The organism is Allorhizobium sp. Av2, from assembly GCF_021462805.2.
Lineage (GTDB): Bacteria > Pseudomonadota > Alphaproteobacteria > Rhizobiales > Rhizobiaceae > Allorhizobium > Allorhizobium vitis_G.
In genome coordinates this window covers 2,940,568-2,959,181 of record NZ_CP192696.1, presented here as the reverse complement: position 1 = coordinate 2,959,181, position 18,614 = coordinate 2,940,568, and the positions used below count along the sequence as shown (strand labels likewise).

General features: G+C 56.9%; 25 protein-coding genes. 9 read left to right on the top strand and 16 right to left on the bottom strand.

The window, feature by feature from the left end:
• Window positions 1-47: 47 nt before the first annotated feature.
• Window positions 48-206, top strand: a complete 159-nt coding sequence (locus FS819_RS13890; RefSeq protein WP_012654247.1) for a YqaE/Pmp3 family membrane protein — start codon at window positions 48-50, stop codon at window positions 204-206.
• Window positions 207-329: 123 nt separating this feature from the next.
• Complete coding sequence (locus FS819_RS13885) at window positions 330-1,445, top strand: glycoside hydrolase family 88/105 protein (protein ID WP_156551498.1); 1,116 nt, start codon at window positions 330-332, stop codon at window positions 1,443-1,445.
• A gap of 23 nt (window positions 1,446-1,468) precedes the next feature.
• Here FS819_RS13885 and FS819_RS13880 read toward each other — a convergent pair whose 3' ends face one another.
• Genes FS819_RS13880 through FS819_RS13865 form a run of 4 tightly spaced genes read right to left on the bottom strand, consistent with a single transcriptional unit; the run spans window position 1,469 to window position 4,218 of the window.
• Window positions 1,469-2,422 (bottom strand): energy transducer TonB, encoded by a 954-nt coding sequence (locus FS819_RS13880; RefSeq protein ID WP_156551497.1) that lies wholly within the window; start codon window positions 2,420-2,422, stop codon window positions 1,469-1,471.
• On the bottom strand, window positions 2,419-2,886 hold the full coding sequence (gene exbD / locus FS819_RS13875) for a TonB system transport protein ExbD (RefSeq protein ID WP_156551496.1): 468 nt from the start codon (window positions 2,884-2,886) through the stop codon (window positions 2,419-2,421). Before exbD ends, FS819_RS13880 begins: the two co-directional genes overlap by 4 nt.
• A gap of 4 nt (window positions 2,887-2,890) precedes the next feature.
• A complete protein-coding gene (exbB, locus tag FS819_RS13870; protein ID WP_156551495.1) occupies window positions 2,891-3,913 on the bottom strand; it encodes a tonB-system energizer ExbB in 1,023 nt (340 codons plus the stop codon).
• Window positions 3,913-4,218: a hypothetical protein gene (locus FS819_RS13865; protein ID WP_156551494.1), complete on the bottom strand. Its 306-nt coding sequence runs from the start codon at window positions 4,216-4,218 to the stop codon at window positions 3,913-3,915. Before FS819_RS13865 ends, exbB begins: the two co-directional genes overlap by 1 nt.
• 123 nt (window positions 4,219-4,341) lie before the next feature.
• Here FS819_RS13865 and FS819_RS13860 point away from each other — a divergent pair, with 123 nt between their 5' ends.
• The gene (locus FS819_RS13860; RefSeq protein WP_041698999.1) at window positions 4,342-4,506 is read left to right on the top strand and encodes a DUF1328 domain-containing protein; all 165 of its coding nucleotides are present in this window, start codon (window positions 4,342-4,344) and stop codon (window positions 4,504-4,506) included.
• 184 nt (window positions 4,507-4,690) lie between these two features.
• Here FS819_RS13860 and FS819_RS13855 read toward each other — a convergent pair whose 3' ends face one another.
• Window positions 4,691-5,464 (bottom strand): Crp/Fnr family transcriptional regulator, encoded by a 774-nt coding sequence (locus tag FS819_RS13855; protein ID WP_012654253.1) that lies wholly within the window; start codon window positions 5,462-5,464, stop codon window positions 4,691-4,693.
• 141 nt (window positions 5,465-5,605) lie between these two features.
• Between FS819_RS13855 and FS819_RS13850 the strand changes: the two genes are divergently transcribed.
• Window positions 5,606-6,034 (top strand): response regulator, encoded by a 429-nt coding sequence (locus FS819_RS13850; protein ID WP_156551493.1) that lies wholly within the window; start codon window positions 5,606-5,608, stop codon window positions 6,032-6,034.
• A 50-nt stretch (window positions 6,035-6,084) separates the two neighbouring features.
• Here the strand turns inward: FS819_RS13850 and FS819_RS13845 are convergent, their stop codons facing one another.
• Window positions 6,085-6,651, bottom strand: coding sequence for an RNA polymerase sigma factor (locus tag FS819_RS13845; RefSeq protein WP_012654255.1), 567 nt, complete (start codon window positions 6,649-6,651; stop codon window positions 6,085-6,087).
• On the bottom strand, window positions 6,648-6,863 hold the full coding sequence (locus tag FS819_RS13840; protein WP_070167055.1) for a NepR family anti-sigma factor: 216 nt from the start codon (window positions 6,861-6,863) through the stop codon (window positions 6,648-6,650). The genes FS819_RS13845 and FS819_RS13840 overlap by 4 nt, the downstream gene beginning before the upstream one ends.
• Before the next feature lie 417 nt (window positions 6,864-7,280).
• On the opposite strand from FS819_RS13840, the gene FS819_RS13835 reads away from it, so the two are divergent.
• The gene (locus tag FS819_RS13835) at window positions 7,281-7,445 is read left to right on the top strand and encodes a DUF1328 domain-containing protein (protein WP_012654256.1); all 165 of its coding nucleotides are present in this window, start codon (window positions 7,281-7,283) and stop codon (window positions 7,443-7,445) included.
• 173 nt (window positions 7,446-7,618) lie between these two features.
• On the opposite strand, the gene FS819_RS13830 is transcribed toward FS819_RS13835, so the two are convergent.
• From FS819_RS13830 to FS819_RS13815, 4 genes are all read right to left on the bottom strand, one after another.
• Window positions 7,619-7,933: a hypothetical protein gene (locus FS819_RS13830; protein ID WP_156551492.1), complete on the bottom strand. Its 315-nt coding sequence runs from the start codon at window positions 7,931-7,933 to the stop codon at window positions 7,619-7,621.
• Window positions 7,934-8,095: 162 nt separating this feature from the next.
• Window positions 8,096-9,163: a zinc-binding metallopeptidase family protein gene (locus FS819_RS13825; protein ID WP_156551491.1), complete on the bottom strand. Its 1,068-nt coding sequence runs from the start codon at window positions 9,161-9,163 to the stop codon at window positions 8,096-8,098.
• 254 nt (window positions 9,164-9,417) lie between these two features.
• Complete coding sequence (locus FS819_RS13820) at window positions 9,418-10,413, bottom strand: sensor histidine kinase (RefSeq protein WP_156551490.1); 996 nt, start codon at window positions 10,411-10,413, stop codon at window positions 9,418-9,420.
• Between the two features lie 177 nt (window positions 10,414-10,590).
• Complete coding sequence (locus FS819_RS13815) at window positions 10,591-11,385, bottom strand: response regulator (RefSeq protein WP_060716861.1); 795 nt, start codon at window positions 11,383-11,385, stop codon at window positions 10,591-10,593.
• Between the two features lie 751 nt (window positions 11,386-12,136).
• On the opposite strand from FS819_RS13815, the gene FS819_RS13810 reads away from it, so the two are divergent.
• Entirely contained in the window at window positions 12,137-12,331 is a 195-nt protein-coding gene (locus FS819_RS13810; RefSeq protein ID WP_049777363.1) for a NepR family anti-sigma factor, read from the top strand.
• Between the two features lie 135 nt (window positions 12,332-12,466).
• Here the strand turns inward: FS819_RS13810 and FS819_RS13805 are convergent, their stop codons facing one another.
• From FS819_RS13805 to FS819_RS13795, 3 genes are all read right to left on the bottom strand, one after another.
• On the bottom strand, window positions 12,467-12,979 hold the full coding sequence (locus FS819_RS13805) for a Dps family protein (RefSeq protein ID WP_070167109.1): 513 nt from the start codon (window positions 12,977-12,979) through the stop codon (window positions 12,467-12,469).
• A gap of 110 nt (window positions 12,980-13,089) precedes the next feature.
• Window positions 13,090-13,524, bottom strand: coding sequence for a hypothetical protein (locus FS819_RS13800; protein ID WP_156551489.1), 435 nt, complete (start codon window positions 13,522-13,524; stop codon window positions 13,090-13,092).
• 3 nt (window positions 13,525-13,527) lie between these two features.
• Window positions 13,528-13,827 (bottom strand): ElaB/YgaM/YqjD family protein, encoded by a 300-nt coding sequence (locus FS819_RS13795; RefSeq protein WP_012654264.1) that lies wholly within the window; start codon window positions 13,825-13,827, stop codon window positions 13,528-13,530.
• 286 nt (window positions 13,828-14,113) lie between these two features.
• Here FS819_RS13795 and FS819_RS13790 point away from each other — a divergent pair, with 286 nt between their 5' ends.
• A complete protein-coding gene (locus FS819_RS13790; protein WP_060716888.1) occupies window positions 14,114-14,311 on the top strand; it encodes a CsbD family protein in 198 nt (65 codons plus the stop codon).
• A 96-nt stretch (window positions 14,312-14,407) separates the two neighbouring features.
• Here the strand turns inward: FS819_RS13790 and FS819_RS13785 are convergent, their stop codons facing one another.
• Both FS819_RS13785 and FS819_RS13780 read right to left on the bottom strand, forming a co-directional pair.
• Window positions 14,408-16,024, bottom strand: a complete 1,617-nt coding sequence (locus tag FS819_RS13785; protein ID WP_156551488.1) for a cisplatin damage response ATP-dependent DNA ligase — start codon at window positions 16,022-16,024, stop codon at window positions 14,408-14,410.
• Window positions 16,024-17,034, bottom strand: a complete 1,011-nt coding sequence (locus tag FS819_RS13780; RefSeq protein ID WP_234625070.1) for a ligase-associated DNA damage response exonuclease — start codon at window positions 17,032-17,034, stop codon at window positions 16,024-16,026. Before FS819_RS13780 ends, FS819_RS13785 begins: the two co-directional genes overlap by 1 nt.
• Before the next feature lie 113 nt (window positions 17,035-17,147).
• Between FS819_RS13780 and FS819_RS13775 the strand changes: the two genes are divergently transcribed.
• Both FS819_RS13775 and FS819_RS13770 read left to right on the top strand, forming a co-directional pair.
• Entirely contained in the window at window positions 17,148-18,179 is a 1,032-nt protein-coding gene (locus FS819_RS13775) for a MerR family transcriptional regulator (RefSeq protein WP_234625066.1), read from the top strand.
• Window positions 18,180-18,361: 182 nt separating this feature from the next.
• Complete coding sequence (locus FS819_RS13770) at window positions 18,362-18,598, top strand: Lrp/AsnC ligand binding domain-containing protein (protein ID WP_156551486.1); 237 nt, start codon at window positions 18,362-18,364, stop codon at window positions 18,596-18,598.
• The last annotated feature ends 16 nt before the right edge of the window (window positions 18,599-18,614 follow it).

Sequence of the window (18,614 nt, the reverse complement as noted above, 5' to 3'; positions counted from 1 at the left end):
CTCGATCCCCATTTCTGCATGGAGTCAAGTTTTACAAAGGATCTATCATGGACGTCGTGCGCATTCTGTTTGCCATTCTTCTGCCCCCGGTCGGCGTTTTTCTCCAGGTCGGTATCGGTCTGCAATTCTGGCTGAATATTTTGCTGACATTGTGCGGCTATATCCCCGGCATCATCCATGCGATCTGGGTCATCCTGCGCCGATAACCTCCTGAATTGACAGTTACCGGCTGGCGACATGCGATTGACAATGGCGCCAAGCCGGACGACTTTGCCACTTGTGGCAACGGTTGGAGGACCCGCGCCCGTGTCGCTTGGGAGGCCTGCCGTATGACTGTCGATCTGGTCGATTATTTCGACGCCTATGCCCGTGATTATCAGTCTTATAAGGGCGGCAGTTGGTGCTATGAGGACGGTTGTCTCTATGCTGGGCTGATCGCCCTTCACGAGGCGACCGGTGATACCAGATGGTCGGCGCATCTGAAGCGGCTGGTCGATGGCCAGCTGGATGATCAGGGCCAGATGCGTGATTACGTGCTGACCGAGTATAATATCGACAATATCCTGCCGGGCCGGGCGCTGATTTTCCTGCTGAAAACGACGGATGACAATCGTTACCGGATTGCAGCGGACCGGCTTGCCCGGCAATTGCAAAGCCATCCGCGCCTGGGTGCCGGTCCCTATTGGCATAAGCTGCGCTATCCCCATCAAGTCTGGCTGGATGGGCTCTATATGGGCCTCGCCTTCAAGGCCGAATACGGCAAGCTGGCTGGCCAGGAGACGATGGTCCGCGATGCGCTGGAGGAATTGCTGGTCACGCTCGACCTGACCTCGGATGGTGTGAGCGGGCTTTATCGCCACGGCTACGATGAGGAACGGCTGCAAGCCTGGGCCGATCCGCAAACCGGCCTGTCGCCCGCCCATTGGGCACGGGCGATCGGCTGGCTGGCGATGGCTATGGTCGATCTCTACGGCCTGGTGCCAGAGGGAGCGGATAAGTTGACGCTGGCCGAAAAGCTTGGCGGACTTCTCACTCGGCTTTCACACTTGCGCGCGGCGGATGGCCGCTGGTTGCAGGTTATCGATCAGCCCGATCTTACTGGCAATTATCCTGAAAGCTCTGCCACGGCGATGTTCGCCTATGCCTCTCTGAAGGCAGCCCGGCTCGGAATTGCGGGGGCAAAGCCGGAGATTGGGGCGGAGGCATTGGAAAGTCTTCACCGCCATGCGCTTGATCCCAACGTCTCTGGCCGGATGGTGATGAAGCAGATTTGCTGTGTGGCCGGACTGGGCGGATTTGGCGGCGTCTATCGGGATGGCACGCCCGCCTATTACCTCTCCGAAGCGTTGAATGACGACGACATCAAGGGTGTCGGCCCATTGATGATGGCTGAAGCGGAGCGTCTGCGTTGCGCGACACACTCCGCATCTCCCGTGCTTGGCTGACGGGAGATGCCTTTTTCCAGTTGTTATTTGAGATTGAAGCGGAACGGCACCGTAATCGTCTTGCTGACACCCGGTGGAGGTGCTGGCACCGGCGAGGCACGTTTTATGGCATCGACCGTTGCCTGATCCAGATTTGCAAACCCTGAAGATCGGGAAATCGACACCGAGAGAACATTGCCGCTGTCATCGATCTGGAAGCGGGCATAGGCGGTGCCTTCCTCCTTGTTGGCGCGGGCTTCGCTTGGATAGCGCTTGCGTCGCTCAAGATAGGAAGCCAGCCGTGCCTGCCAATTTTGCGGGCTGACACTCGATGAAAACAGGCCGGAACTGGTGTTGGAGGCCGCCGTCCTGTCCGATTGCGTCACCTCTGCCTTGGCCTCGCGCTGGGCTTTTTGGGCCAAGGGTTGCGGGGCAGCTTTAGGTTGCTTCTTTTTAACCGGTGTCGTGTCTGCGGTCTCCACCGGCTTTTGCACTGGGCGAGTTACTGGCAGCGGGACTTCCACATTTTCCAGTTCCTTGGTTACCTGTTCCTCGACCGTCGGTTCTTCCACCGGTTTGGGCTCCGGTTCCGGTGGTGGCTCGGGCTGCACTTCCGCGACGTCGGGTGGCGATGGTGGTGTTTCCTCGACTTTTTCAGGCGGTGTCGGTTCCGGTGGCTGCACCTCGGGTGGCTGTGGCACGGGTGGCGGCTCGACCGGCTGTGGCGGCTTCTCCACCGCCTCGGATTTTACCTCTTCGGCATCCTGCTGATCGGGCGTTATCTGGTTTTCCTCGACCTTGGTAGCAACCGGTTCGGGAGCCAGCTCAATCATGATGGCAGCGGGCGGAGCACCGTCGGCCAACGGCTCTTCCGGCTGTTGCAGCATCAGCGCCACGGCACCGGCATGGGCGGCAAACACCAGGGTTCCGGCTGTACACCAGAGCAGCCAATCGAGGGCGGAACTGCGCCGCCCTGTCGGGTCCGCTTGCCTGCTCATTGGCCGTTGGTATCCTCTGCGGGCGGCGTAATGCTGGTCGCCTGCGGCAATGTTTCCACCCCAACCAGGGCGATCTTCAGATAGCCTGCGTCGCGCAGCAGGTTCATCACCGTCATGAATTCGCCGTAGCCGACATTCTTATCGGCGCGCAGGAAAATCCGCGTGTCTTTATTGCCCTTGGAGACCTGTTCCAGCACGGTCGGCAGCCTGTCGCGGCTGACCGTGTCATTGCCAAGCGCCAGGCTGAGATCCTGTTTCAAGGTCAGATAGACCGGTTCATCCGGCCGTTTCGCCGGTGCGGCGCTGGAGGCGGGGAGGTCGACATTGACATCGACAGTCGCCAGCGGGGCCGCCACCATGAAGATGATCAGCAAAACCAGCATGACATCGATGAAGGGCGTGACATTGATCTCGTGGTTTTCAACCAGATCGTCGCCGGAATTTTCGCGGATACCTCCAGCCATCGGATTACTCCGTCACCACCTTGAGGCGGGCGGCACGCACATCGGCCGGCACCTTGCGGAAATCGAGATCCCGGCTGACCAGCCGCTCCACCGCCGTTGCCGCATCCAGCAATTGCTGGCGATAGCCGGTCACCGCGCGGGCAAACACGTTATAGATCACCACGGCGGGAATGGCGGCAACCAGACCGATCGCGGTGGCCAGCAGCGCCTCGGCAATACCCGGTGCGACCACGGCAAGATTGGTGGTCTGCGATTGCGAAATGCCAATGAAGGAATTCATGATGCCCCAGACGGTGCCGAACAGACCGACAAAGGGGCCGATCGAGCCGATGGTGGCAAGAATGCCGGTTCCGGCGGTCATACGGCGTCCGGCGCGCGATTCGATCCGCGACAGAGCCGAGCTTACCCGTTCCTTGACGCCGTCATTGCCAGCATAATCGAGCGCAGGCTCTGACAGTTTCAACTCGCGTGCAGCGATCAGTAGCATGTCCGGCACGGTGCCGCGCCGCTTCTGCAATGCGCCCGCGGCCTGCGAGAGGGATCGCGCTTCCTGCAGCACAGCCAGACCGCGCCGCAGCCTCGCCTTTGAGCCGGAGAGTTGAAGGGTTTTGACAAGCAGGATGGTCCAGGTTGCGACGGAGGCAAGGCCAAGGGCAATCATCACTGACTTCACCACCCAGTCGGCGGCCATGAACATGCCAACAGGTGAAAGATCGTGGGGAATGTCGGAGCGCTGCACTGCGGCGGGAGCCTCCACTGCGACGCCTTCTGTGGGCGTGGGTGACGGAGCTGGCGTGGCGGTATCGGCTGGTGGAGCTGCCAAATTGGCAGGTGACGCAGGCGTCTCTTGCGGCGGTGTTTGCGCAGGCACGGCTGGGGCCGGTTCGCTTGTGGTTTGAGCGGGTGCCGCCCCTTGCTGGGCCACGGCGGCGGACGAACTCATCAGCGTGCCGGTTATCAGCAGACCCGAGCCAATAACCACGGTCATGCTCACGCGAGCGAGCGAAGAGGAGCGACGATACGCCATCAAACAACCTTCCGATCAAAATCCATTGCCGGTGCCGGCATGTCCCGCGCATGGCGGGGCAGTGCCTTTAATTGTTTGTCGATATTAAAGTTGAGTGATGTTTTCAAGTATAATCTTGCCAAGGATGCATTTTCCCTGAGCTTTCCCCAGAGCTTGCCAGGGAAAAGTGGCTCCCGGTTTTCCCGATCAGGCAAGCTCAAACAAAAGATCAGAGAGACTGCCTGGTTCAGAATGAAGCGGGCAGTTTCTCGCGCTTGCCAGGGAAAAGTGGCTCCCGGTTTTCCCGAGTAGCGGGCATGGAGCATGGCGGATTATTGCCTGCGAAGACCATGGGAAATTGCCCCTGCCGGGTGTTGCCCCTTGCCAATGACGGAACATTTTCAGTCGCTTGCCGTTCTCCTGCCGATAATTATTTCAAGGAGCCTGTCATGCTGCACTGGATTTTGATTTTTCTGCTGATTGCCGCCGTCGCCAGCCTTCTTGGCTTCCGAGGTGTGGCCGGGGCTTCTGCCGGTATTGCGAAAATCCTGATCTTTATCGTGTTGGTAATCTTCATCATCGCGTTGGTCAGCGGCATTGTCATCGTCGCATAAAATACATGCATTAAAATAGACCTGCCTTATCCTGCGTCATTCGGCGCGGGAGAAGATGCCCGTTCCTTGCCCCCCAAGGCGGGCGAAGCCGAAGTCCGCCGGGTCTCCAGCTGACGGACTTCGGTTTCTTTGTTATGAGCGAAGAATGATATTATATCGTTTGATCTCGAACAAAAATCACCGGTCAGATAAAAGGACGGCGCATGACGCCATCGGGCGTCCAGTTTGCAGCAGCCTGAAGACCGGCGCTATCAAGGATTTCGCACCCACGGTCCAGCCAGCGGATCAGGCCACGGGCGGTCAGCTTTTTCAATGTTTTGTTGGTGTGAACGATCGAAAGTCCGAGCGTGTCGGCAACGTGGACCTGAGTGATCGGTAAATAGGGTTTCTCCGCGTCGATAAGCCCGGCCACCCGGCCGCGATCATCCAGGAAAGCCAGCAGATAGGCAGCGCGCTCCAGTGCGGTGCGCCGGCCAATGCTGATCAGATGATCGTCCAGCATGCTTTCTTCGCGTGACGCGATCCAGGTCAGGTCGTAGCCAAGGCCTGGATGCTTTTCAAAAAGGGAAAAAAGCCGCTCTCGCTCAAAGACGCAAAGCCGCATGGGCGTCAGTGCTTCGACGGAATGGGCCATTTCATCGAAAACCGCGCCCTGCAAGCCGATCATATCGCCGGGAACCACGTAATTCAGAATTTGCCGGCGACCATCCTCGAGGATTTTATAGCGAAAACCCCAGCCTGTCAGGGTTGTGTAAAGATGAGCACTATGGCTGCCTTCAACAAGGATTGTCGTGCCCGCGTCAGCATGAAACTCACCCTTTCGGAATGCGCGGACGAATTCGAGCTCGCCGGGTGTGAATTCGCGGAAATGGTCATTGAGGCGGATGGGGCAGACCAGACAGGCCGTGTGAATTCCATTCTTGAGCCGTTCTCCATGCCTTGCCGGTTCCTCTGGCATTCCGCCTCCTTATTTGCTTTTATTTTCAGTAAAGTATCAGGAGGAACAAATGTTCCTGATTGAGGACGGGTGACATGTCTTTTTTAAATGACCCGCAGCGAGGCAGCACCGATAAGGGCTTTTAAGCAAAAAGGTTAATCAATGACTGAAAAACCGCTGCATGTACTCGTTGCTGAAAAACAGGCCTTGATCGCGATCGAGATCGAGGTCGTGCTGACGGAAGTGGCTGGCGGCAAAATCACCGTTTGTCTCCCTCGCGATATGCCATTGAGATTGAGCGAAGCCCGCTATGATGTGGTGCTGATCGATGCGACCATCATGCCGGAGCAGAACCGTACGCGATTCGATCTTATTCGAAGTCATCATGCCGGGGTGGTGTTTCTGACCTCCTTCGACGAGGTGCCGGGGTTTAGCCAGCCAGAACCTGGCTTTGCACTCCTGACAAAGCCGTTTGACGAGCAGAGGCTCCTGGCCGCGGTATTCGAAGCGGCAGCCAATCGAGATCCGATGGGTGCTGGTTTAGAGACAAAGATCGAGGGGAATGGCGCCGATCAGGGGCCAAACAGATGACAAGCAAATCTTCCGGTCGGCGCGACCCGCACGCCGACCGGAAGATGTCATTATACCGCAAATGCGCGTTTCGTTACCGCAGCGTCATGGGCGTCGGGTCCGAAATCGCCTTCACCGCTCACACCAAGAATTTCCTGCAGGCGGTTTCGCGCCCGATTGATCCGGCTCTTGATGGTGCCAACAGCGCAACCGCAAATTTCCGCTGCTTCCTCATAGGCGAAACCAGAGGCACCCACCAGAATAATGGCTTCGCGCTGGTCGCTCGGCAGTTGATCGAGCGCCTTTTTGAAGTCCTGAAGGTCCAGCGAACCGTATTGCTGAGGATGAACAGCCAGCTGTGAGGTGAAAATGCCGTCGGGGTCCGAGACCTCGCGGCCGCGCTTGCGCATTTGCGAATAGAATTCATTGCGCAGAATGGTGAACAACCAGGCTTTCATATTGGTGCCCGGTTCGAAATGATCCTGCTTTGCCCAGGCTTTCATGATCGTATCCTGGACAAGATCGTCCGCAACGTGATGCCGTCCGGCCAGCGACACGGCAAACGCACGTAGATTGGGCAGGGCAGCCAGCATATCTCTCTTGAAGCCGCGATCATCCGATTGCTTTTCAAGGGTCATCGAGCAGTGTCCTTCCTGTCGCACTGTTTCCCCGCATTTTGTTCGGCGGCATCCAGACGCTCAAGCAAGTCCATGAAACGGTCCGGAATTCCCTCCTCCTGGACGGAATCATAGAATTGCCGGAGCTTGCTGCTGATCGTGCCGTGTGCCTCAGCCGGGATTCCCCCGGTTCCATCCTCTCCTGCGTCACGATGATTATGCTGGTTGTTCATGATGTCTCTGACGGTTGATTTTAATGTCAGGCTTAACGGACCATATCTGAGAAGGTTCCGCTTCTCCCTGCATATTTTTTCTCCGGGTTAGTCTCTGGCGTCAGACATGAGGTGAGGAGGAAATTATACTGAAAATATAAAGTGTTAAATTGAAATTTCGCATATCACGCACAAGATGTCGAGTGATAGCATTTCATCAAATTAAGGTGAAATGATAACGGTCCTCAATTGCCGGCGGTCGAAGACAGCGATCTCTGGAGCCAGACGGTGTGCTGCGCTTGAGGCGGGCAAGAATTTTCCAGAGCTTCCAGATTGTCGCTAGCGGGTTTGCGACAAAAAATGACGCCTTGACGAGGCGGATGGAACTTTAGCCCCAGCTTTTCGTTTCTAAATCAGTTGATAACGGAGTTCAAATCCATGCTGTATTATTCTCTCGTCTTTCTCGTCGTCGCTCTTATCGCCGCCGCATTGGGTTTTGGTGGCATTGCTGGCGCTTCGGCCGGTATTGCAAAGATCCTGTTCTTTGTCTTCATCGTGCTCTTCCTGATTTCGCTGGTAAGCCGTCTGTTCAGGCGCGCCTGAACCCTGCGAACTTGACCCCTGCGAAATGATAATAACAACAAGGCCCGGCAATTGCCGGGCCTTGTTTCGTTTGCGGACTGAAATGGAAAGCAAAGCGAGCGTGTGACAAACCTCACAATGCCCTCTCGCTATGCCCTTGGAGTGTCCAGGGTTTTATGGATATCTGGGAAATTTCAGAAGCGGTTATTGTCCAGGGCCACAGCCTGCACCTGTTTTTGGGAACCGCCCTGGCTTTTCAGCGCTTGCAGTTCGCGCGCTCCCATGATGAAGCGAATACCGGTTTTTCCTGCCAGCAGGCCGGGTGCGACGGGAATACAATCCCCATACATCTTCAGGGCATAGCCTTCCAGACGACGCAATTTTTCCGGCAGATCTGCCCGGCACAGGTTTGCATCGGCATAGTCGATCACTGCGACTGGCCGGTCTATGCAATCCGTTCGTTCGGGATGACAAGCAACAATCACCATTATTGCCGCAAAGCTCATCATGGCCAATCTCCTTACCCTTCAAGAGGGTAACGGCCCTGCTATTCGCTTGTTCCTGATGGGACTGGCGGGAGAAGGGCAACATGGGCATGCTGTGACCAAAATATCACGGTGTCCAGCTGCGAGTACCCGGGGAACCCGATAATTCCCCGGTGCAGGTCGAACTCAGAAGCTGGCTTTATGCGTGGCTCCGTGAATGAGATCATGGATATATTGCAGTTTCACCAAGACGGGCGCGGACAGCACAAAGGGATAGAGATCCGGTTGACCCATGCTGCGGTTGATACTGTTGACGGCGACGGTCAGCGGAACCCATGCATCGATCAAGGCTCTGACACCATCCACTTTATAGGGGTCGAAATCGACTTTCACGGTCAGGTTTTGTTCGTCGATGATCGGACGGGTGCGCAGGCCGAACGCGTAGGCTGTTTCCAGGGCATCGACAATATGGATGTAGTGAGCCCAGGTTTCGGCGAAATCTTCCCAGGGGTGGCTGGCGGCGTAGGCGCTGATGAAACTGCCCTCCCAGCCCGGAACCGGTCCATTGGCATAATGCCGTTGCAGGGCTTCGCCGTAATCCTCTTCGTCATTGCCGAAAATTGCCCGGCATTGTGCGAGTTGGTTGCCGTCGCGCACCAGGACGTTCCAGTAGTAATGGCCAACTTCGTGGCGGAAATGTCCAATCAGGGTCCGAAACGGTTCGCCCAGGGCGACGCGCCTTGCTTCACGCTCAGCATCTGAACCCTCGGCGATATTCAGGGTGATCAGGCCTGAATCATGGCCGGTCATGACGGGCTGCCCGCCGGTGCGGGCTGAATCGTCTTCCAGGAACTCGAATGCCAGCCCGTCCGGGGTCGCTTCGGTGCGAGTGACCAACGGCAGGCCGAAACGCTGGAGCGAATAAAACAGCACATGCTTGGCATTCTCGATCTTGCGCCAGTTTTCGAGATTGTCGTTGCTGGAGAGATCCGGAATAACCAGATTATGGCGGCAGGCGAGGCAAAATTCCTCACCGTCCTCGACCAGCCAGTTGCAGGCGTCATGGCGCGCATTGGCGCAGAGCCGGATAAAGCCCTGCTGCGGCACGCCATCGATCAGAGCGGCATTGCTGGAATCAATGGCGATAAACCCGTTATCGGATGGGCGAAAACCCAGCAGGGAATGGCAAGACAGGCATTGGGTGTTATCGAAGAACACCATGTTTCTGCAATTGGAACAATTAAAGAGGCGCATCAGGGCTCCATGGATGGCTCCCGCACAATCGCTCGCAACCCGGTATGGTGTCGCGACAGGATTATGCAGCAGGTTTGAATTGTATCGCAAGCGGATTTGCATCGTCTCCGACGCACCATATTGCGGCGGGGTGAAATGTTGCGGCGTGTAAACGCATCCGCATCCACAAAGCCCGCACGCACAAAAGCCCGCACTCACGAAAGATTGGCGAGAGGAATAGGTTCCCTGGTCAGGGATCGCAGCGTGAAATACAGTTATTCATGCAGTTCGACTGGAAAGGTCAGTTCGTAATAGACGCTTTCCTTGTCGAACCGATGTACGACATGGCCGTTGACGGAGGCGGGTACGACACGTTCGAGCACCGTGCTGCCGAACCGTCCCCTGGCGCGTTCCAGATCCTCGCCGGCCAGCGTTTCAATCGGCTCGTTCCAGGTCACCCTGATTTCCTCGCCATTGCGTGTCCATTGCTGATGACAGGAGACCTCGATTTTCTTGCGTTGACTGATGAAGTCGCCGTGGCTGACTGCGTTGACGATCAGTTCATGCAGGGCGAGCCCGATATGCAGGGATGCATTGGGTGACAGCAGAACATTGTCACCGGATACCTGAACGAGATTTGCCGTTTCCGGAACGTATTTTTCCAATTGCTGGCGGACCAGATCCTGGAAATAAGCGCCACGCCAACTGGAATCGGTAATCAGGTCCTGCGACATCGACAGTGCATGCAGCCTGCCGCGAAACTTGCCCAGAAACTGGTCGAGCGTCCCGGAATACCGGGCTGTCTGGAAAGCGATGCTTTGAATGATCGCCAGCAGGTTTTTCGAGCGGTGGCTGACTTCACGCAACAGCGCACGCAATAGGCGTTCACGGCGCTTTTCCTCGGTCCGGTCCACCAGGATCGTCATCATGCAGACGTCTTCCGGGCTGATGCGGATCATTCGGCAGCGAAATTCAAACACCGTATCGTCGCCTGGCTCCACACTCAGTTCCGCACCCTGGTCCGCCTCCACCAGCCCGGCTTTCAACTCCCGCAACTGGGCGCCGATTTCGGGTCCGAAAATCGAATCGTCACTGGGTTCTTCGCCATGGGCGAGCGGCCAACGCTGGGGCAGGGATGTAATGCAGATATAGCGCCCGTCCATGTCCTGAAGGGTCAGACTTGCGCCAATATCCAGCAGAGCCGTGATAAAGAACTCACGCAAGGGCCTGTCAGCACGCTGCGGTTCGAACCATGTCAACCGATTTACCAAGTGCTTCTCTCCAGCGGCGGTAGCCCTCTTTCAAGGGCGCGCGGCATCCATGCGCCTGCATAGTTTCACCAACATCGCAATGACGACCCGTTTTATCCGGCGCCTCGTGCTTTGACGCTATCCCCTCATTGATTGCGATGCCGAACCAGACCGGTCCAAAATCGCATGGCCCCGCCCTCAGGCATCCTGTTTGGCATGTTCGTTGAAGAACAGTGCCTGGCTGATCAGTGCCTTGACCATATCGGGATTGAACGGCTTGGTGACGAGAAACGCGGGTTCAGGCCGCTCGCCAGTCAGCAAACGCTCCGGGAAGGCGGTAATGAAGATCACCGGCACGGTATCCACCTTCAGGATATCGTTGATGGCGTCGATGCCGGAGCTTCCATCGGCAAGCTGGATGTCGGCAAGCACCATTTTCGGGTTGGTTCGGCCATAAAGCTCCACGGCTTCCTTGTGGGTGCGGGCAATGCCTGTCACGCGATGACCGAGATCTTCCACCATCTGCTCAATATCGAGCGCGATCAGCGGTTCGTCTTCGATGATCATGATGTCGGTTGCCACCTGGCGGGAGATTTCGACGGCGGCCTGGTTGAACAGACCCCGGAATTCGCTATCGCTGACGCCGAGCACTTCCGCAGCTTCCTCATAGGTAAAGCCTTCGACTGAGATCAGCAGAAACGCGTGGCGCTCACGCGGAGGAACGGCCAGAAGATTAGAGGCGGCCCGTTTTTCCCAGGCAAAAGGCGAGGTCATCGGCCGGATTTCGACATGGGTCGAGCCGAAAATCGTGACAAACAGTTTATAAAGCGAAACCCGATCACTGCTGGCTTCGGGGTAGACCGAAAGATCGGCGATCAGAGCCTCCAGAACAGCGGCGACATAGGCGTCGCCCGATGTCTGCGAGCCCGTGACAGCTCGGGCATATCGCCTCAAATAAGGAATATGAGCAGCGACGCGGGTGGTAAGGGACATTCAGCTTCTCCAGTTTGCACGAATGCAGCATAAACTCGCTAGCAAACGTGGGGATCCAAAAAAAGTTCCAAATTTCGTCCGGCTATTTGCCCGATCCGTGCGGGGTGCCGGTCGATATCGATCCATTCTATCCACTTCATGACCTGCACCTCTATTACGGTGCAGAGAGACTGATGTGTCCTCGCCTCGAAGAGATCGCAATATATCAAATCTGTCAAAGGCTTGAGATATTTGCAAAGGGTATGATGAACGATCTTCAATGATTTTCGTCTTTATGGGCAAGGCAAACCACTGTCGCGAGACTGGGAAAAGAATGGGCAGGCGTTAAAATCAGATGATGCTCACGAGCTTATGCCAGCGGACCGGTGAAGTTCAAGACGCAAATACTGCGGCAATCCTTTCCTGCCAAAATCATTGAAGGCTTTTCGGTCAGTAGGGACAAAAGGGTTTTTATTCGACCAACAACCCCTGGATTTCTAGAATTGCTATAGATATCCACAGTGGTTTAAACAAGCAGCGATATTCATTCTGATGTTCAGGATCAATGCATCGGATGCAGTTGATTTATATGTTCGAATGTTCGGATCTCTATTTGACAAAGATCAAGAAAGCCACGCCCGACATTGTGCTATTATCTTGTTTGTAACCGTCTTGGATACAAAAAACCAGGATTGCTCTTGCTGCGATCTATTTCTTGATAGAATGCATATCATATAACAAGCTCCCTCTCCAGGCCGCAGGCATTGACATCATGTCCGAAAAAAAGTCCTCGAAATCCGTCAAAGCTCCGGCAAAGCAGAGCCAGGCCAATGCCATGATCGCGGCGCGTTTGAAAACCTATTACGATGAGCTTGTCGAGGAGGGGACCCCGGATCACTTTCTGGACCTGCTGGAGAGGCTCGATGCTGCCGAGCAGGCGGCGAAGTCCAAGTCGGATAAAGCCTGAAACCGGTGTTTACGACACACGAGGTGACGGGAAATATAGAAAAAGCGTCATGTGTTTTGCAAATCACATGACGCTTTTGTTGTTCAAACCAGTCTTTTCAGTGAAACCGGCTCCGGCATTTTTCTGAAAATGCTCTTATGAAGCGATAATCGCCCGCAACATCCACAATGCTTTTTCGTGGAAGGTCAGTCGCGCTGTCAGCATGTCTGATGTAACCAGATCGCCAGCTTCGTCGGCAGCCTCGCCGACCTCACGCATCTGGCGCACGGCAGCCTCGTGGTCGGCGATCAGATCCTTGACCATGTCGATGGCGGCGTGATGCTGGGTCTCGCCAGTCTTTGGTGCGAAATTGCTGCTGCTTTGCAGATTGACCGGGGCAAGATGCCCGAGGGCGCGAATACGCTCAGCAATAATGTCGACGGCGGCAAACAGCGTGTTGTAATGCTCTTCCGTCAGTTCGTGGATCGGCTTGAACAGCGGACCAACAACATTCCAGTGATAGACCTGCGTCTTGATTGTCAGCGCATAGGTGGCCGCGAGAATCTTGGAGAGATCCTTGGAGGCCTGCTCGCGGTAGGCGTCTTCGAGTCCGATGCTGATTTTTTCGTCGCGGGCTCTAGGCTTCAATACTTCTGCAACTTTGGCCATGAATTTGGTCCTTTCCGTAAAAATCAAGGCGACGAAAAGCCCCGCCGAAACAGGGTTCCGCCGTCGGTTGAGGGTATGACTGCACTTACAAACTGCGACAGGCTCAGCCGTTACTTACGGCCGATCCCCTGGCTGCGCGCAAACAAATAGGCAAGCATGCCGACCGCCGCGACCCCGACGATGGGGTTGACCTTCAGCATTCCGGGCAAACGCCCCATCAGGCCCATGGTCAGTGGATCGGTCGCTGCAAGCGTCGCGGTTTGAAGAAATGCCCGCCTGCGTGCCTCGCGGCGATTGATGATGGAGACGGTCGCTAAAGTGATCAGGCCGATCAACACTGCGATGCCTGCAATCACCAGCCCGGCGGGGCCAGCACCGATCTCCGCCGCCAGGAAGATCCAGCCGGAAACAATCGCCGCAACGATGGCAATCAGGAAACAAAACCCGGCAATAGCGCCAGCGATGGCGTTGCGCCGAGCTTTGTCGATCCTTGGCTTCACGCCTTCTGCGGCCACTAGTGTCAGACGTGTGAGCAAACCGAACATTGATTAGCGCCGTGACAGCAGGGCGAAAATAAAGCCGAGACCGGCGGCAATCGCCACCGACTGCAACGGTTTTGCCCGAATTTTATCTTCCAGATCCTGTTCCAGCGCAGAAACGCTGCTGCGTGCGGAGCTGATCGCATCCGATGCCTTGTCGCCGACCTGATGCAATGTTGCGCTGCCGAGGGAGGCGAGCGTGCTCGTCAGCGAGGCAACGTCCTGCTTGAGCTGCTCGATCTGTGCTTCGAGTTCCTTGGACCGTGCTTCTGCTTCCAAATCGTTGACGGCTTCATTGATATCGACCATGGACGAACTCCTTCTGGATTTTAAGGCTGCGCAAACCGTTATCTCGTCTGCGGCTCGAACTCTATCAACAAACGTTGCTCAGGCCCAAGGGTTCCATTTTTCAACTATTTTCGGGTCACCCCTCTCGCGTGGCATGATGTCAACGGTCGTCTACCGTCGCGCCACATCGGTATAATCGGAACCTTCAAGGTTGCATGACGTTAATCTCATGCTAGCATGCTCGGACCGCTGATGTTTGACGGCGGCACGGGCTTCTTGAAATCGCCAATCGGAAGAGGAGACCGCGATGAACTGGAACCGTGTTGAAGGCAATTGGGAACAATTCAAGGGCAAGGCCCAGGCTCAATGGGGCAAGCTGACCGGTGACGATCTGGATGTTATTGCCGGTAATCGCAAACAATTGAGCGGCAAATTGCAGGAACTCTATGGAAAAGGCCAGGATGAGGCCGACCGGGAGATCGACGATTGGGTCAAACGCCACTAATATACCCTAACCGCAGTCTGGCGACATGATGTCGTCTTGCGGGTGCGGCGCTGGAAACCATGATGGTTCTGGCGCCGCTTTTTTATGACCTGATGGTCATGCTGGCAGCATATGCAGCAGCGTTTCCAGCAGGTCGGCATCACGCGGGAGTTTGTCATCCCGCAACCGCGAAATCCTGGGAAAGCGCATGGCGACGCCGGATTTATGCCGGGTGGACCGGTTCAGCCCTTCAAAGGCCACCTCTACCACGAACCCATGATCCGGCTCGGCGCGGATCGAGCGGACTGGTCCGAACCGGTCGATGGTGTTGTTGCGCACATATTTATCGAGAATTTCCAGCTCTTGGTCGGTAAAGCCGAAATAGGCCTTGCCCACCGGCACCAGTTGGTCGCCACCTTCTGGCATATGCATCCAGACCCCGAAGGTAAAATCGGAATAATAGCTGGAGCGCTTGCCATGGCCGCGCTGCGCATACATCAGCACCGCATCGACGTTCAGCGGTTGCTTTTTCCACTTGAACCATGGCCCCTTGGCGCGTCCCGCCTGGTAGATACTGTCGCGGCGCTTGATCATCACCCCTTCGATGACCGGATCGGGCGGGGCGTGCCGCAGCGCGTCCAGCTCGTCCCAGCTGGAAAAAGCAATCAGCGGCGAGAGATCGAAGCGCGTGGCCGGGGCTTTTTCGACAATTTCTGCAAGCAACCCCCGGCGTGCCTCATAGCCAAGATTTCGTACATCCTGATCGCCGGTAAACAACAGATCATAGGCACGGATAAAGGCCGGGTAATCGCTGAGCATTTTCGTCGTGACGCTCTTGCGGTTCAACCGTTGCTGAAGATCGGAAAAGCTGCGGGTCGGCTGGTTGGAGCGGGCGGTGCCGCCGACCAGCAGTTCTCCATCGATCACTCCATCGAAATTCGCCGCCGCGACAATATCGGGAAAAGCCCCGGAAATGTCGTCGCCGGAGCGGGAGTAGAGGCGGCAGGTGTCTCCATGGCGCGAAAGCTGCACCCGGATACCGTCCCATTTCCACTCGGCGGCATAATCGGCGGGATCGAGACCATCCAGATCGCCATTGCCGACCGGATTGGACAGCATGACCGAATGAAAGATAGCCGGTGTCGCCAGCACGGGCTTGTCTCCGCCGCCCTCAAGCCAGGCAAACAGGCTCACATAGGGCGGCTCCAGCCCATGCCACAGCGTCTCGATCTCCCCGACATCCTTGCCCGACATGTCGGAAAGAGCCTGTTTGGCAAGTCTTGCCGAAACCCCGATCCGCAAGCCGCCGGTCGCAAGTTTGAGAAAGGCAAAGCGGCCTGACGTGTCGAGTTGGTCGAGCAGATCGCGCACGGCGCCTCGCACCTGGGTGCGACTGAGCGATTGCATGAGGGCCACGACCTCGCCAAGGCTCGGCTCGGCAATCTCGGCCTTTTCGCCGCGGTCCTGGTCCCAGACCAGCGAAATGGTTTCGGCGAGGTCGCCGACATAGTCATAGGAATAGCCGAAGAGAACCGGGTCCATCCGCTCCAGCACCAGTTCTTTCAGGAGGGCTGGTTTGACTGTCTTCAGATCGAGCGTTCCGGCCAGAACGCCCAGCGCATAGCCCCGGTCCGGGTCTGGCACGCTGGCGAAGTAATCGGCCAACAGCTTGAGCTTGGCATTGCGGCTTGGGGTCAGGACGAGGCGGTCGAGAAGGGTGGCAAAGGCACGCATCAATCGCCCTCGTCTTCATAGCCAACCAGATGCAGCGGCTTGGCGGCAATACCGTTCAACTCGCACCAGCGCACCAGCGCCTCTTCGCGCCCATGCGTGACCCAGACGGCACCGGGTTGCAATTCGCTAATCGTCTCGATCAGTTCCGGCCAGTCGCAATGATCGGAAATCACCAGCGGCAATTCGACCCCGCGCTGCTTGGCCCTTTGGCGCACCATCATCCAGCCAGAGGCGAAAATCGGCAGTGGATCGTGAAAGCGCCGCGCCCAGCGATCGGCAAAAGCCGAAGGCGGGCCAATGACGATAGCGCCTTCGAAATGGCTGGAACCGCCGCTTTCCACCGTTGCGGGGCGCAATTCTCCCAGCTCGATGCCCTGGCTCTGGTAATAGTCGCAGAGCTTGGCGAGCGCACCATGAATATAGATCGGCTTGTCATAGCCCGCTTGACGGATCAGCGAGATCACCCGCTGCGCCTTGCCCAGCGCATAGGCCCCAACCAGATGGCTGCGCTGCGGAAACTGTTCCAGCGACCGCAAAAGCTTGCCGATTTCCAATGCCGGATCGGGATGGTGAAAGACCGGCAGCGCAAAGGTTGCCTCAGTGATGAACACATCGCAAGGTACAGGCACGAAGGCCGCACAAGTGGCATCGGGCCGACGTTTGTAATCGCCGGAAACGACGATGCGGGTTCCCAGCCGCTCAATCGAAATCTGCGCCGACCCCAGAACGTGTCCAGCTGGGTGAAAACCGACGGCAACGCCGTCCATCGTGACGGTTTCGCCAAAATCAATCGCCTGGGACGATCCGGCAAAGTCCGCACCGTAGCGTAATGCCATGATGTCGAGCGTCTGCCGTGTGGCCAGCACTTTATCATGGCCAGCGCGGGCATGGTCGGAATGGCCATGCGTAATCAGCGCCCGGGCCACAGGCCTTACCGGATCGACATGAAAATCGCCGGTCGGACAATAGAGACCGGCAGGGGTCGGATGCAGCAGGGCCTCGGGCTTGATCATGATGCTAAAATAGGGCGGGAGGCTTGAGAAGTGTAGAGCGAATTTGCTCTTGACCTGTCCCTTGGGGCTGCTTCCATACGTATGGCGGTCAACAGCGAACGAGGTGATTCGTGACATATTCCGCTCAATATCTCAATGCTTCCGAGGCCGCGAGCCGGCTCGGCGTATCCATGAAGGCCCTGCGGCTCTACGAGCAGAAAGGGTTGATAACGCCGGTCCGCACCACTGCGGGATGGAGGACTTACGGTCCCGCCGAAATGGCTCGCGCCACGGACATCATTGCCCTGCGAGATCTGGGCCTCAGTCTTGCAGAGGTCAAGCGCGTGCTGGAAGGGGACCCGCAATGCCTCGAACCGGCTTTCGCGCGGCATCAGTCCGCGCTTGAACGGACCATCCGGCAGACCGCGCAAGCCCTGGAGAAAATCCGGGCGCTGCGCCAGGATATAGCCGTCGGGATAGTCCCGTCATTTGCCGATTTGATGGGTCTGTCGCGTCGCAGTGGCGACGTTCGGCTTGCTCTGGATCTTCCGTGGCCGTGGGGTGGAGAACGCTTCGAGCTGCTGGATATTCGTCCAATCAATTATATTGTCGGACCACTCGGCTGCGGCAAGACCAGGCTTGCCCATGCCATCGCCGCCGCCTTGCCTGATGCAGCATTCCTTGGTCTGGACCGGCTTGAGGACATGGGCAGTGCGGCGAAGGCGAGCCTCGATGCCGATCAGTCTTTAAAGGAAAGGATTGAGCGGGCCTTGGCTTGGCTTATGGAGGAAGGGGCTGTTCCTTCTGATGCCTTGACGGCCCTTCTGGTCGGGCTGGAAGCGCACGGCCCGGCCTGCCTGGTTATCGACATGGTGGAGGATGGCCTGGATCGCGCCACGCAGGAGGCGTTGACCTGTTACCTGCGCCATCACTGCTCCCAGTCACGTCCGCTGTTTCTCATGACCCGATCGGCGTCGATCCTCGACCTGGATGCGGTGACGGGGGACGAAGCCATCATTTTTTGCCCGGCGAACCACAGCCCACCAAGCGTAGTCGCCCCTTATCCCGGTGCGCCCGGCTATGAGGCCCTTTCCACATGTCTCGCCTCACCGGAAGTTCGGGCACGCAGCCGGGGTGTTGTTGCCTTCAGGCCTCATCCATAAGTGCTGCTGACTGGAGGATTGCCGTTCGCCTGTGCATCCATGCGCAGGCGAGACCTGCGATTGCAGGGTGACATCCCGCTTGTATTTGCGGTATCGGATAAAGACAGTGTGGCATTGTTTTCTCAGGCATTGCCTGCACGGTCTCTCAGACTTTTCGACGCGCAATCTCAGGATCTATTTCCATGAAACCCATTTTCGTTCAGTTGCAATGTGTTCCCGGCAAGACCTATGAGGTGGCCGATGCGATCTATAAGGCGGAGATCGTCTCAGAACTTTATTCCACCTCGGGCGAATATGATCTGCTGATAAAGGTCTATATCGAGGATGGGCAGGACGTCGGCAAATTCGTCAACGAACAGATTTCGGCCGTACCCGGCGTGGTCCGTTCGCTGACGACAATGACGTTTACCGCTTTCTAAGCGTCATCAGGCGAAG